The 13818-nt window shown below is 63.3% G+C and carries 10 protein-coding genes; 5 read left to right on the top strand and 5 right to left on the bottom strand.

The window, feature by feature from the left end; all coding sequences use genetic code 11:
- Positions 1 to 116: 116 nt before the first annotated feature.
- The 3 genes from CQ14_RS05675 (at position 117) to CQ14_RS05670 (ending at position 3663) form a co-directional block, all read left to right on the top strand.
- Positions 117 to 2450: a Tex family protein gene (locus CQ14_RS05675; RefSeq protein ID WP_057856953.1), complete on the top strand. Its 2334-nt coding sequence runs from the start codon at positions 117 to 119 to the stop codon at positions 2448 to 2450.
- Positions 2451 to 2578: 128 nt separating this feature from the next.
- On the top strand, positions 2579 to 2725 hold the full coding sequence (locus CQ14_RS43320; RefSeq protein ID WP_156434708.1) for a hypothetical protein: 147 nt from the start codon (positions 2579 to 2581) through the stop codon (positions 2723 to 2725).
- A gap of 233 nt (positions 2726 to 2958) precedes the next feature.
- Positions 2959 to 3663: a DUF1326 domain-containing protein gene (locus CQ14_RS05670; protein WP_082649721.1), complete on the top strand. Its 705-nt coding sequence runs from the start codon at positions 2959 to 2961 to the stop codon at positions 3661 to 3663.
- 181 nt (positions 3664 to 3844) lie between these two features.
- On the opposite strand, the gene glsA is transcribed toward CQ14_RS05670, so the two are convergent.
- From glsA to CQ14_RS05650, 4 genes are all read right to left on the bottom strand, one after another.
- Positions 3845 to 5704, bottom strand: a complete 1860-nt coding sequence (gene glsA / locus CQ14_RS05665; RefSeq protein WP_057856951.1) for a glutaminase A — start codon at positions 5702 to 5704, stop codon at positions 3845 to 3847.
- A 22-nt stretch (positions 5705 to 5726) separates the two neighbouring features.
- The gene (locus CQ14_RS05660) at positions 5727 to 7787 is read right to left on the bottom strand and encodes a TRAP transporter permease (RefSeq protein ID WP_057857209.1); all 2061 of its coding nucleotides are present in this window, start codon (positions 7785 to 7787) and stop codon (positions 5727 to 5729) included.
- A 51-nt stretch (positions 7788 to 7838) separates the two neighbouring features.
- Complete coding sequence (locus CQ14_RS05655) at positions 7839 to 9002, bottom strand: TAXI family TRAP transporter solute-binding subunit (RefSeq protein WP_057856950.1); 1164 nt, start codon at positions 9000 to 9002, stop codon at positions 7839 to 7841.
- 160 nt (positions 9003 to 9162) lie between these two features.
- Positions 9163 to 9384 carry an acyl-CoA carboxylase biotin carboxyl carrier protein subunit gene (locus tag CQ14_RS05650; RefSeq protein ID WP_057856949.1) on the bottom strand — a complete coding sequence of 74 codons (222 nt, stop codon included), beginning with the start codon at positions 9382 to 9384 and terminating at the stop codon, positions 9163 to 9165.
- 140 nt (positions 9385 to 9524) lie between these two features.
- Between CQ14_RS05650 and CQ14_RS05645 the strand changes: the two genes are divergently transcribed.
- Together CQ14_RS05645 and CQ14_RS05640 are read left to right on the top strand one after the other, a co-directional pair.
- Entirely contained in the window at positions 9525 to 10499 is a 975-nt protein-coding gene (locus tag CQ14_RS05645) for an IclR family transcriptional regulator (protein ID WP_057856948.1), read from the top strand.
- On the top strand, positions 10429 to 11988 hold the full coding sequence (locus CQ14_RS05640) for an acyl-CoA carboxylase subunit beta (protein WP_057856947.1): 1560 nt from the start codon (positions 10429 to 10431) through the stop codon (positions 11986 to 11988). Before CQ14_RS05645 ends, CQ14_RS05640 begins: the two co-directional genes overlap by 71 nt.
- Before the next feature lie 119 nt (positions 11989 to 12107).
- Here the strand turns inward: CQ14_RS05640 and CQ14_RS05635 are convergent, their stop codons facing one another.
- Positions 12108 to 13391, bottom strand: a complete 1284-nt coding sequence (locus CQ14_RS05635) for an MFS transporter (RefSeq protein WP_057856946.1) — start codon at positions 13389 to 13391, stop codon at positions 12108 to 12110.
- Positions 13392 to 13818 lie beyond the last annotated feature (427 nt).

Raw genomic sequence — 13818 nt, 5'->3', positions numbered from 1 at the left:
CGATCCACAGATCAATTTCTTTCGTGCGGCGGGTTGGCAAATCAATCCGAGATGGTCCATAAGCTGCGTCCCCGCGGCCGGTTATCCCGCCGCAAACGGCTTTGAAATGAGGTCGCGTGGCAAATATCAACCGACAGATTGCGCAAGAGCTTGGCGTCCGCGAAGAGCAGATCGCGGCAACCGTCGAACTGCTGGATGGCGGCGCCACGGTGCCGTTCGTGGCGCGCTACCGCAAGGAAATCACCGGCGGCCTCGATGACGCGCAATTGCGCACGCTGGAAGAGCGCCTGACCTATTTGCGCGAGCTCGAAGCGCGCCGGGTGGCGATCCTCGATTCGATCCGCGAGCAGGGCAAGCTCGACGCCGCGCTGGAAGCCCAGATCATGGCGGCCGATACCAAGGGCCGCCTGGAAGACATCTATCTGCCGTTCAAGCCGAAGCGCCGCACCAAGGCCGAGATCGCCAAGGAAGCCGGCCTCGAGCCGTTGTCAGAACTGTTGCTGACGCAGCCGCAGAACGACCCGCAGGTCGTTGCGGCCAAATATGTCGACGCCGAGAAGCAGGTGGCGGATGTCGCCGCCGCCCTCGAAGGCGCTCGCGCGATTCTGGTCGAGCGATTCGCCGAAGACGCCGACCTAATCGGACGCTTACGCGAGGAGATGTGGACCGGCGCGGTGATGACGTCGACGGTGCGCAAGGGCAAGAAGACCGAAGGCGAGAAGTTCAAGGACTATTTCGAATACAACGGCGCCCTCCACAAGCTACCGTCGCACCGCATTCTCGCGCTGTTCCGCGGCGAGAAGGAAGAAGTTCTGGAGCTGCAGATCCAGCCTGAGGCCACCGTGCCCGAGGCAGGCGTTCCCAGCGCCTATGAACTGAAGATCATGCAGCGCTTCGGCATCACCGATCAGAAGCGCCCGGGCGATCGCTGGCTGATCGATACCGCGCGCTGGGCGTGGCGCACCAAGATCCAGGTGCATCTCAACATCGACCTGCGCATGCGGTTGTGGACCGCGGCCGAGACCGAGGGCGTGCGCGTGTTTGCCTCGAACCTGCGCGATTTGCTGCTGGCCGCGCCGGCCGGCGCGCGCGTCACCATGGGGCTCGATCCCGGCTACCGCTCCGGCGTCAAGACCGCGATCGTCGATGCCACGGGCAAGGTGGTCGCGACCACGACGATCTACCCGCACGAACCGCAGCGGCAATGGAACGAGGCGCTGGCGACGCTGGGCAAGCTCGCGGTCCAGCACCGCGTCGATCTGATCGCGATCGGCAACGGTACCGCTTCGCGCGAGACCGACAAGCTGGCAACGGAGCTCGTCAAGCTGCTGCCGGATCTGAAAATGTCGAAGATCGTGGTGTCGGAGGCGGGCGCGTCCGTTTACTCCGCCTCGGCTTTCGCATCGGAGGAACTGCCGGAGCTCGACGTCACCTTGCGCGGCGCGGTCTCGATCGCACGGCGCCTGCAGGACCCGCTTGCCGAACTCGTCAAGATCGATCCGAAGGCGATCGGCGTCGGCCAGTACCAGCACGACCTCGGCGAATCGAAACTGGCGCGCTCGCTGGATGCCGTGGTCGAAGACTGCGTGAACGCCGTAGGCGTCGACGCCAACACCGCTTCCGCGCCGCTGCTGGCGCGGGTGTCGGGCATTGGCGCCGGGCTGGCGCAAAGCATCGTGCAGCATCGTGATGCCAACGGCCCGTTCAAGTCGCGGAAAGATCTGAAGCAGGTGCCACGGCTCGGGCCCAAGGCGTTCGAACAGTGCGCCGGCTTCCTGCGCATCAACGGCGGCGAGGACCCGCTCGATGCTTCCGGCGTGCACCCCGAATCCTATCCGGTGGTGCGGCGGATCCTTACGGCCACCAAGAGCGACATCAAGGCGCTGATCGGCAATGCCGATGTCGTGCGCCAGTTGAAGCCGCAGGCCTTTGTTGACGAAACTTTTGGTCTACCGACGGTGACCGACATCCTGCGCGAATTGGAAAAGCCCGGCCGCGACCCGCGCCCGGCTTTCAAGGCGGCCGTCTTCAAGGAGGGCGTCGAGGAGATCAAGGACCTCAAGCCCGGCATGATCCTGGAAGGCACGGTGACCAACGTCGCGGCCTTCGGGGCCTTCGTGGATATCGGCGTGCACCAGGACGGCCTGGTGCACATCTCGGCGATGTCCAGGAATTTCATCAAGGACCCGCGCGAGGTGGTGAAGCCGGGCGACATCGTCAAGGTCAAGGTGCTGGAGGTCGAGGTCGCCCGCAAGCGCATCGCGCTGACGCTGCGGCTCGACGACGAAGTCGGCGCCAAGAGCGACCGTGCGCCGCAAGGCAAGCCGCGCGAGTTTTCCAAGGCGTCGATGACATCGTCGTCGCCGCGCAAGCCGCAGGAGCAGGGCGGCGCGCTCGCGGAGGCTTTGCGGCGTGCTGCCGAGAAGAGTGGCCGGGGCAAGGCAGGGTAGGCGCGGTCGGTGGCTTCATCCTTCGAGACGCATCGCTTTGCGATGCTCCTCAGGATAATGTCCGGGAGGGCAACCGCTCTCAGTCCACATCGACTAGGATGAGTTCGCGCGGGTAGGGCAAGGCCTGGGTGATGATCTTGCCGCATGACGGCGCGCTCGGCTTCGGCCTGATGTGCATTCATTACGATCAACCGGAAACGGACGAGCCGGAGCGCGAGCGTTATCGCGGCCGGCGGATCAGCGCGGGCAGCGGCGAATCTTGGCAGAGTGCCTGATCGCCTGTGAGGCCGGCTTTCTGTGATTTAAGTCAACGAATGCGCAGTCATTGGCGCGGATCGACTGGTCATACGTACTGTCCATTACCGTTACGCTGGCCCTAACGTCGGGCGCGATCGGTATCTTATTCTTGGCGATGTAGTGCCGGCTCTTGCCGGCTACCCAAGGGTAGGCCGCAGGACTATAATTGTCACAACGAGGCTTCTACTAGGTTGAACGTGGGGAGGTCACGATGACAAAATTCTCCCGTCGCCATTTGCTCGACATTGCTGGCTCATTTACCGCTGCGTCGATCCTCAGCGCGCTGCGCCCGGTCCGAGTCGCGCAAGCGGCGGAGGAGAAGAGCGCGTGGAATGTCAAAGGCCGCTTCATGGAATCCTGCAATTGCGAGGCAATGTGTCCCTGCGTCGTGGGAAATGCTCCGACAGTTGGCATGTGTACGGTCCTTCTCGGCTACCATATTGAAACTGGCCGGAAAGGCGACGTGACGCTCGATGGATTGAACGTGGTGAGGATGAACTTTTCGCCAAGTCACATGACGAAAGGCAATTGGCGAGGGGCATTCTACATCGATGAGCGCGCCAACCCTGCGCAGCGCGAGGCACTGAGCGCGATCTTTTCCTTCAAGCCGGGCGGCGCGTTTGCGGCGCAAGCGGGGATGGTCGCCGAAGTGCTCGGCGTCAAGTTCGTGCCGATCACGTTCGAGTCCAAAGGACGGCAGTGGAAGTTGGCAATCGCTGGAATCGGGGATGCCGACATCGCTGCGATCGAGGGGCGCGACGGCAAGGAGATCAGTGTTGAGAACTTGCGGGCATATGGGTTTCCGATCGTGGCCGCGAAATCTACGCATACCGCGTACAAAGACTTCGATCTCCAGTGGGAGATTAGCGGCAAGAGTGGATTCTATTCGACTTCTTTCGCCTTTAGTTCGGCCTAAGAGTCGTCTACCCTAGATGGAGACACCGGGCCTTTCGGATATTCAACCATTCTCCGAATGAAAAACTCAAGCGCTGTGAGCGCCAGCGGCGAGCAGTGTAAGAGTCAGTGGAATTTCGCGAGCAATGCGACGCAGAGAGGAGCCCCACAAAGTCGGGCGTCTCGAACCATGCGGCCCGAAGCTACCCCGACGTCAGCACATTCAGCTTGGCATTGGCCAGGATCAGGCGATCGGCCAGCAATTGCGCGAGGTTGCGCATGATGCGCTCGCCGGCGCGGGGATGCTGTTTGCGGAAACGTTCGAAATCGCGCAGCGAAATTTCGTAAGCCGTCGCGGCCATGTCGGCCAGCACATCGGCGGAACGATGCGGCTCCAGTAGCGCCATTTCGCCAAAGGGCATTCCCGCCGTCAGCGTTGCCAGTCTCACGCCATCGGGCAGGGTGACGTGGACGGCGCCGCTGCGGAGGAAGAACAGCGACGTGGCGGCTTCTCCTGCGGAGATGATCTTCTCGCCGGTCTGATAGGTCCTGATCGACGCGAGCGAGACGAGATCGGTCAGTTCCTCGTCCGTCAATCCGGCCAGCAGCGATTGCTCGGACAATTCGGTGGCATCGAAGAAGTCGATCGCGCCGCCGTAGCGGTACACCAGCTGGTCTTCCGCCCATTCGATCGCGGCGTCGAGCAAGTAGTAGTTGCGGATGTTGGTGAGACCTTCCGTCCATTCCGCGATCATGTTCCAGTCCGGCGACGCGCGCCTGATGCCGGATAGAATCACCGTGACGTGGTGCGCGGCGAGCTCGCGAAACTCCTCGGCGAGCAGGCGGGCGCCGGCGCGCGTCATGGCGGTGACGCGGCGCAGGTCGAAGATTACCAGTTGCGGCCGCGGCCTGGCTGCCAGCTGCCGCGAGACGTAATCGACGTTTGAAAACGACAGCGTCCCGACCAGCTCGATGACGCGGACGTCCTCGTGATGCGCGGCAAGGATATTCTGTTCCCGCGCGCGACGCACGCGCCGGGACGGGCTGTTGCCGATGTCGTAATCGGCGATGATGCTGTTGCGGGCATCGTCGCTGCGGTTGAGCATATGCAGGTCGTAATGCGACGACAGCGCCTCGCAGACCTTGATGCCGCGCACGCTGTTGCCGTGCTTGTCGAGCTTTGGCGAATAGCTGCCGAGCCCAAGCCGGGCTGGAAGTGCGGCGAGAATGCCGCCGCCGACGCCGCTCTTGGCCGGGATGCCGATCCGATAGATCCATTCCCCGGCGTAATCGTACATGCCGGAACTGGTCATCACCGAAAGCGTGCGCGAGATGGCGTAGGCGCTCAACACCTGCTCGCCGGTTACCGGATTGACACCGCGATTGGCCAGCGTCGCCGCCATCACCGCGATATCGCGCGCCGTGACCAGGATGGCGCATTGCCGGAAATAGACCTCCAGCACTTGGGCCACGTTGTCCTTGATGACGGCGTTGGTGCGCAGGAGATAGCCGATCGCCCGGTTGCGGTCGCCGGTCAAGCTTTCGGAAGCATAGACGGCATCGTCGACGTCGAGCTCGCGCCCGGCAAATCGCCCCAGCGCCTGCCGGATATAGTCGAACGCGGCATCACCCTTGGCCTCGTAGATGAGGCCGGAGCAGGCGATCGCGCCGGCATTGACCATCGGGTTGAAGGGATGGTTTTCGGCGTTGAGGCGGATCGAGTTGAAGGGATCGCCCGATGGTTCGACGCCGATGACGCTCTCGACCCGTGCCGCCCCCAGCGTATCCAGCGCCAGCGCGAACACGAACGGCTTTGACATCGACTGGATGGTGAAGGGGACCTGGGTGTCGCCGACCTCGTAGACATGGCCGTCGAGGGTGGCGAGGCTGATACCAAAATGAGCAGGGTCGGCCTTGCCGAGCTCCGGAATATAATCGGCGACGGCGCCGCCGGTCTCGGGCGTGAAATCGGCATGACAGGCGTTGAGGAACCGCAGCAATGGCGGTTTCGAACTGGCCCAGGCTGCGGGGGCGGCCGTGAACGGAGGAGGCGATTGTTTCATCGCCTCCTCTTGTGCAACGCAATCAGGGTGTGTGCAACTGGTTCGCCGGCGCCTGACGGCGGACCAGCACGAGCGCGACCAGCACGGTCGGGATCAGGATCGCCAGTCCGAGCGAGGTGATCTGCCACTGCGAGAGCGGCATGATGCCGCCGCCGGGTGTGGCGATCACGAAGCCACCAATCACCAGCAATACGCGCAGCGGCCATTCCAGCGGGCCTGCGCCCCTGAGGTCGCCGACAAAGGCCTGATAGCCCTGAATGCCACCGCAAATGAACAGCGTGCCGAAGCCCGCCAGCGCCATCAGCCCGAGCCCTTCGAGGTACGGGTTCGATCCCTGCAGCACCAGCGCCGGGTTCAGCACGAAGAAGAACGGAATGAAGTAGATGATGCTGCCGACCCACATCGATTCCCATCCCGTCTTCATCGCCGGCGAGCCGGCGATGCCGGCTGCGGCAAAGGAGGCGATGGCGACTGGCGGCGTGATCGACGAAAGCATGCCCCAGTAGAAGATGAACATGTGCACGGCCATGCGATTGAGGCCGAGCTTTTCCAGCGCAGGAGCCACCAGGATAGCGAGGAAGATGTAGCAGGCCGTCGTCGTCAGTCCGAGCCCGAGCACGAGGCTGGTGAAGGCGCACATCAGGAGCAGCAGGAGCGCGTTGTCGCCGGCGATCCGCAACAGGTCGTTGGCGAGGCTGGAGACGACGCCGGTCATCGAGAACGCGCCGATCAGGAGCCCGCAGCCGGCCAGAATGCCCACCAGTTCGACGAAGGTGCGGCCGTTGACTTCGAGGAACTTGTTGATGGTTCCAAGCGTCCAGCGGGTTTCCTTGGAGAAAAGCTGGTTCAATACCAGGAGCAGCGCGGTCGCGTAGAACGGGGCATGGCTCTCACGCTTGAAGTACAGCAGCATCACGATCAGAAGCGCGATGACGAAGACGTAGTACCAGCCATCCTTGATCGTGTCCCAGACCCTGGGCAGTTCGGAGCGCGGGATGCCCTTCAGGCCGTGGCGGGCGGCATAAGAGTCCACCTGCATGAACAGGCCGACATAGTAGAGGGCCGCCGGAATGATCGCGGCCAAGGCGACATCAGCGTAGCTGACATTGAGAAACTGCGCGATGACGAAGGCTGTTGCGCCCATCACCGGCGGGGCCAGCACCGCGCCGGTCGACGCGCAGGCTTCGATCGCGGCGGCATAGGAGGCGCGGAAGCCGCTCTTTTTCATGACGGGAATCGTCATGGTGCCCGCGGTCAGCACGTTGGAAATGATCGAGCCCGACATCATGCCGAGCAGGCCGCTGGCAAAGATACAGACCTTGGCGGCGCCGCCGCGGAAGGTGCCGCACATCGCAAACGACAGGTTGATGAAGAATTTTCCGGCGCCCGTCATCATCAGCGCGGTGCCGAACACCAGAAAGCCGATCACGGTATCGGCAAAGGCCTGGATCGGAATCCCGAGCAGGCTTTCGCCCGAAAGCACGTGATACGCGGTTGCTTGTTCGAGCGTCGACTCGGTGCCGCGAAATGGTCCCAGCCATTTGGCATCGGCGAACAGGGGATAGACCGTAAAGGGCAGAACGCTCAGCAGCAGGCTCCAGCCGCCGGTGCGCCGCAACGCTTCCATCAGCACGCCCCACATGATGACGCCGGCGACGATCACGTAGGTAGGTGCGCCCCCGAACTCCCAGCCGGCTTCTGCCGCCTTGCGGACGGTGCGCATCAGCAGGATGGCGCAGGCGAACGTGGCGACAAAAAGCAGGAGGTCGTACCAGGGAATTCGGTCGAGCGGCGCGCTCCCGGTTCCCGGAAAGATCAGGAACGTGAACGGCAGCATCAGCGCGATCAGGAGATAGAAGTACTCGGTGTTGAGCTGAGTGTAGCCGATGAAGAAACGCAGGGAGAATTGCTGGTTGATGCACAGCAGGATGGTTACCGCGGTTGCAACAACCAGCGCCCAGCGCCACGCGCCACGCAACGCTCGCACGCGCGTGACCTCGGCTTCCTGCATGTTGGCATGCGGGTCGTCGAACTCAACTCGTTGTGCAGGCGCGGCTACGCTATCACTCGCAGCAGGTGACATCATTCCCCCTAGACGGTATTCGCCCTTAGACCCAAAGCGCGTGAGGCAGTACTATTCAAAGCCGTTCGGCATGTTCGCCTTGGCCAGCGCCTCCGCGCGCGCCTTCATCCAGCCGTCGAGAAACGCCTTGTCGTCCGACGGCGGCTTCGACTTGCCGTAGTCCGCCCATGCCGTCGCGAGAACCTGCTGGCGCTTGAGCAATTCCTTGTTGTGAGCTTCCTGTGCGTCGGTCCACTGACCGGCTTCCTTCAGCGCCTTCGCGGCGCCCGGATGCACCGGAACCACCCAGTTCTTGGTCTGCTTGTCCGCTGCAAGACCGGTCGCGCCAGGCGCGGAATCCTTATATGCGTCGTAGCCCGTGATCATCGCCTTGGTGATGGCGTAGACGTCGTCGGCGGGCAGCGACCCGTAGACCATGAAGATCGGGTAGGGATAGTTGCCGAGTTCGACCGGCTTGTCCTTGGAGATGCCCGCACCGCAGGTCGCAACGTGCGGGAAGAAGAAGGAGCCAACCTTTTTCACGCGCTCCCAGCCCGCCTTGTCGCCGGGGGGCAGCGGCGGCCAGACGATGCCGCGCGGCGATGTCTCCAGTTCCTTTGCCGGGCCGGTGATGGTGGTGGCGAAAGCGGCATCGACGTCGTTGTTGATCATGCCCTTCCACATCGCGCCGTAGCTGGAGAACTCGACGACCTTGACGTCGCTCTGCTTGAGATCGCCGAAGGCCAGGACCGCGAGCGCATTCTGGTTCAGCGCCGGCGAGCCGACCACAAAGCCGACGCGCTTGCCCTTGAGCTGCTTGATCTCGGTCACGCCGGTATCCTTGGCGACGCCGAGCGAGCCGGCGTTGCAGTCGACCACGGACAGCACGAGCTGCAGAGGTTGCGGACCCCATTCCCTGGTGCCGAACTCGAACACGCCTTCCTGGGCGAAATAGGTACCGGAGCCCATCGCGGACATGGCCGCGCGCTTGGCGCGCAGCGGCGCCAGCCGCGCCACGTCGTTGCCGGCTGGCAGCACGCGGACGTCGGTGCCGTATTTGTCCTTCATCATCTTGCCGACGCCGACGGCGATGTTGAAGCCGGCGGTGCCGGTGTCATAGGCGGTGACCACCATGGTCGGCGGCAGCTTGACGTCCTCGGCGTATGCCGCCGGCATGGCCAGCCATGAAATGCCTGCAAGGGCGATTGGCGCGAGCGCCTTCAACCGGTGAATCATATCTTTCCCCTCAGATTGGTTCGCGATGCGAAAATCTCTCGTTGGCATTGATCATGTCATCGGCGGCTTGCGATGGCAACGTTAGGTACGCATGCGTCAACATCAAAGCTGGACAGATTGTCGCGGAAAGTATCGCGAGCACGTCTATGCCGCGCTTCCGTTAAGCTTCGATGATGGCGACCACCTGTCCTTCGGCAATGACGTCGTCGAGTTCGACAAGGATGGCCTTGATTTTTCCGGCCGCTGTTGAGGTGACCGGAATTTCCATCTTCATCGCTTCGACGAACGCAATCTCATCGCCGTCGTCGACATTGCCGCCGGTTGTGACGGGGAGCGCGCACACGCGGCCGGCGACTTCGGTGACGATCTTGATTTCTGGCATTCCGCTCTCCCGGGGACCGTCTGACGGACAGGCTGTCCTCGTGAACGGCTTTTTGTTGTGGCCGCAGATTGCCTGAGGTAGTTTGTTCTGCAAGTGGAATTTTATTCCGCAGGGCGAAATTAGGCCATGGAGCCATAACAATGGGAAGACGCTCGGAAAGGCTTAGCAAACAGGGAATGCTCGCCAGCGATCTGGCGGGCGAGGGTGACGTGATCCAGGTGGTGTCGCGGGCGTTCGACGTCCTGCGCTGCTTCGAGGGTCACGAAGCCAGACTGGGTAATCTGGAAATTTCCAGCCGCTGCGGCCTGCCGCGATCGACAGTGTCGCGGCTCACCCACACGCTGACGCGGATGGGGCAGCTGGTGTATCTGCCGCGCGACCAGAAATACCGCATCGGCCCAAGCGCGGTGGCGATGAGCACCTCGATGATGAAGGGGTTGCAGCTTCGGAACCTGATCCGGCTGCGACTGCAGGACGTTGCCGATCAATTGCCGGGAACCGTCGGCTTCGTCATTCCGGACCGCTATCATCTGGTCTATCTCGAATTCGCCCGCGCAGCGAACGCGCTCGGTCTGCACGAAGGCACCGGCAGCCGCATCTCGATGACGAGCACCGCGGCCGGCTTTGCCTATACTGCGGCGCTCGATACCGATGTCGGTAACGCCCTGATCGCCGAAATGGAACGCGAGATTCCGGAAAATGCGGCGCAATTGAAGGCGCGCATCGAGGACAACCGCCGCCACCTGCGCGAACACGGCTATGTCGTCGGCTGCGGTACCTGGAGCCCGCATATCAACGGCTGTGCGGTGCCGATCTGGTCGCCGCAATACCAGACCTTCGTCGTCGTGACGATCGGCCTTCTCGCCGCGATGTTCGATGAGAGGCGGCTCCACCAGGAAGTGGCGCCGCAGATGCTCGAACTCGGCGTTGCGATCGGCGGCCTGCTCGAAGGCGCCGAGGGCGATATCTTCGCCAACCGTATCGAACGGAAGCCGCTTCCGGCGCGGCCGCATAACAACAAGATCATCAAGACGGAGGATACGAATGAACTGGAAGCCGGAGCTCGACGAGCTCGCTCGGCGCGAAGCGTTCGCGCGCGAGATGGGAGGCGTTGACAAGGTCAAGCGCCAGCATGACCAGGGCCGGCTCACGGTTCGTGAGCGCATCGACAGACTGATCGACAAGAATTCCTTTCACGAGATCGGCGCGATTTCCGGCATCGCCGAATACGACGAAAGCAGCGAACTCAAGCATTTGACGCCGGCCAACTGCGTGTTTGGCCGCGGCAAGGTCGACGGCCGTACCGTGGTCGTGGTCGGCGACGATTTCACCGTGCGCGGCGGTTCAGCGGATGCCTCGATTTCGGCCAAGCCGCTGATGGCCGAGGAGATGGCGCATGATTTCCGCCTGCCGATCATCCGCGTGATCGAGGGCTCGGGCGGCGGTGGCTCGGTGAAGACGATCGAGACGCGCGGCGCGGCCAATCTGCCGGGCGGGGTCGGCGGCACCCGCTGGTACTGGTTCACGACAGCGAACATGGCGCGCGTGCCGGTGGTGGCGCTCGGGCTTGGCTCGGTCGCGGGGCTTGGCGCGGCGAGGCTGGCCGCGAGCCATTATTCCGTCATGACCCGAAACTCTGCGATGTTTGTCGCGGGACCGCCGGTCGTCAAACGCCTCGGCCAGGATCTGACCAAGCAGGAGCTCGGCGGCGCCGAGATCCAGACCCGCGCCGGCGGCGTCGATGATGCCGTCGATACCGAGGAAGAGGCATTCGAACGCGCCCGGCGTTTTCTGTCCTATCTGCCGTCGTCGGTCTACGACCTGTCGCCGACCACGCCGTGCACGGACGATCCGGAACGCGCGGAGGAATCGTTGCTCAAGGCGGTGCCGCGCAACCGCCGGCAGGTCTACAAGATGCGCCCGATCATCGACGCCGTCGTCGACAAGGGTTCGTTCTTCGAGGTCAACGCCAATTTCGGCCGCCCGATCATCACGGGCCTTGCCCGGCTGGAAGGCCGTGCGGTGCTGCTGCTGGCCAGCGATCCATTCCACTATGGCGGGTCGTGGACGGCGGAGGCGTGCCAGAAGGTGGTGCGCTGGGTCGACTTTGCCGAAACCTTCCATCTGCCGGTGGTCTATCTGATGGACTGCCCCGGCTTCATGATCGGGCTCGAGGCCGAGAAATCGGCGACCATCCGCCACGGCGTGCGCGCGATGGCCGCCGTCAACCAGTCTACCGTGCCCTGGTGCACCATCATCGTGCGCAACGCGTTCGGCGTGGCGGGCGTCGTGCATCAGCCGGCCAACCGCTATTCGATGCGCTATGCCTGGCCGTCGGCCTATTGGGGCTCCCTGCCGCTGGAAGGCGGCATCGAGGCCGCCTACCGCGCCGATATCGACGCCGCCGAGGATCCCGCCTCGAAGCTGAAGGAGATCGAGGACCGCCTCAACAAGCTGCGGTCACCGTTCCGCTCGGCCGAGAAGTTCTGGGTCGAGGAGGTGATCGATCCCCGCAAGACGCGTTCGCTGTTGTGCGAATTCGCGCGTTTGGCGGAGCCGATCCGCAGTGTGGGCCCGCCGAGCAACATGTCGACGCGGCCGTAGGCTGCCAGGAACGCAGAAATCATAGGGTGGGCAAAGCGTAGCGTGCCCACCATTCCGGATCGTGATCGTGGATAGATGGTGGGCACGGCGCAAACGCGCCTTTGCCCACCCTACGGCAGCTATGTTGCTGCCACCGGCTTCGGCCGCGAGATCGCCAGCACGATCAGCGCAGCGACGATGCAGAGCGCACCGGCAACGAAGAAGGCTGGCAGATAGGTCGCATAGATCGTCCGCGACAGGCCGGCGCCGAAGGCTGCGACACCCGCACCGAGCTGATGGCCCGCGAAAATCCAGCCGAACACCAGGTTGGCGCGTTCGGCGCCGAACCGCTGCGCCGTCAGCCGCACCGTCGGCGGCACGGTTGCGATCCAGTCGAGCCCGTAGAACATCGCAAACAGCGACAGGCCGTAGAGCGTGAAATCGGAGAAGGGCAGGAACAAGAGCGACAGGCCGCGCAGACCGTAGTACCAGAACAGCAGCTTGCGATTGTCGTAGCGGTCCGAGAGCCAGCCGGAGGCGATGGTGCCGACGAAATCGAAGATGCCCATTGCCGCGAGCAGGCTCGCCGCCTGCACCTGCGGAATGCCGAAATCGAGGCACATCGGGATCAGGTGAACCTGAACCAGGCCGTTGGTCGAGGCGCCGCAGATGAAGAAGGTAGCGAACAGGATCCAGAACACGCCGGACTTCGAGGCGTCGCGCAGCGTGCCGAGCGCCGCCGCCATGATCGGGGTGGTGTTGGGTGGCGGCGCGGGCAGCGGCTCGGTGCCTTCATCGCCGAACGGGCGCAGGCCGACATCGCTCGGCCGGTCGCGCATGATCATCAGCACGGCGAAAGCGGCGACGCCCAGCATGACGCACACCAGCGCCAGCGCAGGCCGCCAGCCATAGGCCTCGGTCAGGCTCGCCAGTAGCGGCAGGAAGGCGAGCTGCCCGGTGGCGACGCTGGCGGTGAGGATGCCAACGACGAGGCCGCGCCGCGCCACGAACCAGCGCGCGGCGATGGTTGCGCCCAGCACCAGCGCCGTCATCCCGGTGCCGATCCCGATGACGACGCCCCACAGCAGCATCAATTGCCAGACCTGCGTCATCGCCAGCGATGCGAGGAGACCCGACACCACGATCAGCAGCGCCAGCAGCGTCACATTGCGCAGGCCGTAACGGTTCATCAGCGCGGCGGCAAAAGGCGCCATCAGCCCGAACAGGATGAAGCGGATCGACAGCGCCGAGGAAATCTCCGCCGTGGTCCAGCCGAATTCCTTCTGCAGCGGCACGATGAAAACGCCGGGAGCGCCGACCGTGCCGGCGGAGATCAGGGCGGTGAGGAAGGTCACGGCGACCATCACCCAGCCATAGTGAATGTTGCGACGGGCGAGGGTGGCGGACAGCCAGTTCGAGATCATTGGGCCTCAGGAATTTCGGTTGAGCGGTTTGCCGGATTTGTTTCTATCGTGATGCCGGTATGACTTGAATGTCACACTTCCCTCATTTCCAGACATCAGCGACCGATGTGCGATACGCTGCGCCGGATGATGACGGGATCGGAAGCGGCGGCCATGCGGGGCTCCACTGTTAAATTATACTCATAATATGATGCGTCGCAAAAATTGCAACCGGCCATCCCATGAAAAGCGGGGATGGCCCATGACAAAACCTTGCGGTTCGCATGAGGGAAATTGATCGATCCGCGGCGATGCGCCAATGAATGGTGCGTCCAGCCTCCTGCCGGCCTTACGCCCGAAAGCGGATATCAGTCGCACTGATCGGCATGTCCGCTTCGGGCCGATTTTGTTGCAAAAGTCGGCTGTTAGCGATGGGGCTGGTGAGCCT

It is taken from the genome of Bradyrhizobium lablabi (genome assembly GCF_001440475.1).
GTDB classification, from domain to species: Bacteria; Pseudomonadota; Alphaproteobacteria; order Rhizobiales; family Xanthobacteraceae; genus Bradyrhizobium; species Bradyrhizobium lablabi.
The sequence above is the reverse complement of the archived record's forward strand: the minus strand, read 5'-3'. Positions and strand labels throughout refer to the sequence as shown.

What these genes read in the sequence shown, in the direction of transcription:
- CQ14_RS05655 (WP_057856950.1), bottom strand. Translation starts at nt 9,002, where the DNA reads ATGATTCACCGGTTGAAGGCGCTCGCGCCAATCGCCCTTGCAGGCATT.
- CQ14_RS05645 (WP_057856948.1), top strand. Translation starts at nt 9,525, where the DNA reads ATGGGAAGACGCTCGGAAAGGCTTAGCAAACAGGGAATGCTCGCCAGC.
- CQ14_RS05635 (WP_057856946.1), bottom strand. Translation starts at nt 13,391, where the DNA reads ATGATCTCGAACTGGCTGTCCGCCACCCTCGCCCGTCGCAACATTCAC.
- CQ14_RS05670 (WP_082649721.1), top strand. Translation starts at nt 2,959, where the DNA reads ATGACAAAATTCTCCCGTCGCCATTTGCTCGACATTGCTGGCTCATTT.
- CQ14_RS05640 (WP_057856947.1), top strand. Translation starts at nt 10,429, where the DNA reads ATGAACTGGAAGCCGGAGCTCGACGAGCTCGCTCGGCGCGAAGCGTTC.
- glsA (WP_057856951.1), bottom strand. Translation starts at nt 5,704, where the DNA reads ATGAAACAATCGCCTCCTCCGTTCACGGCCGCCCCCGCAGCCTGGGCC.
- CQ14_RS05650 (WP_057856949.1), bottom strand. Translation starts at nt 9,384, where the DNA reads ATGCCAGAAATCAAGATCGTCACCGAAGTCGCCGGCCGCGTGTGCGCG.
- CQ14_RS05660 (WP_057857209.1), bottom strand. Translation starts at nt 7,787, where the DNA reads ATGTCACCTGCTGCGAGTGATAGCGTAGCCGCGCCTGCACAACGAGTT.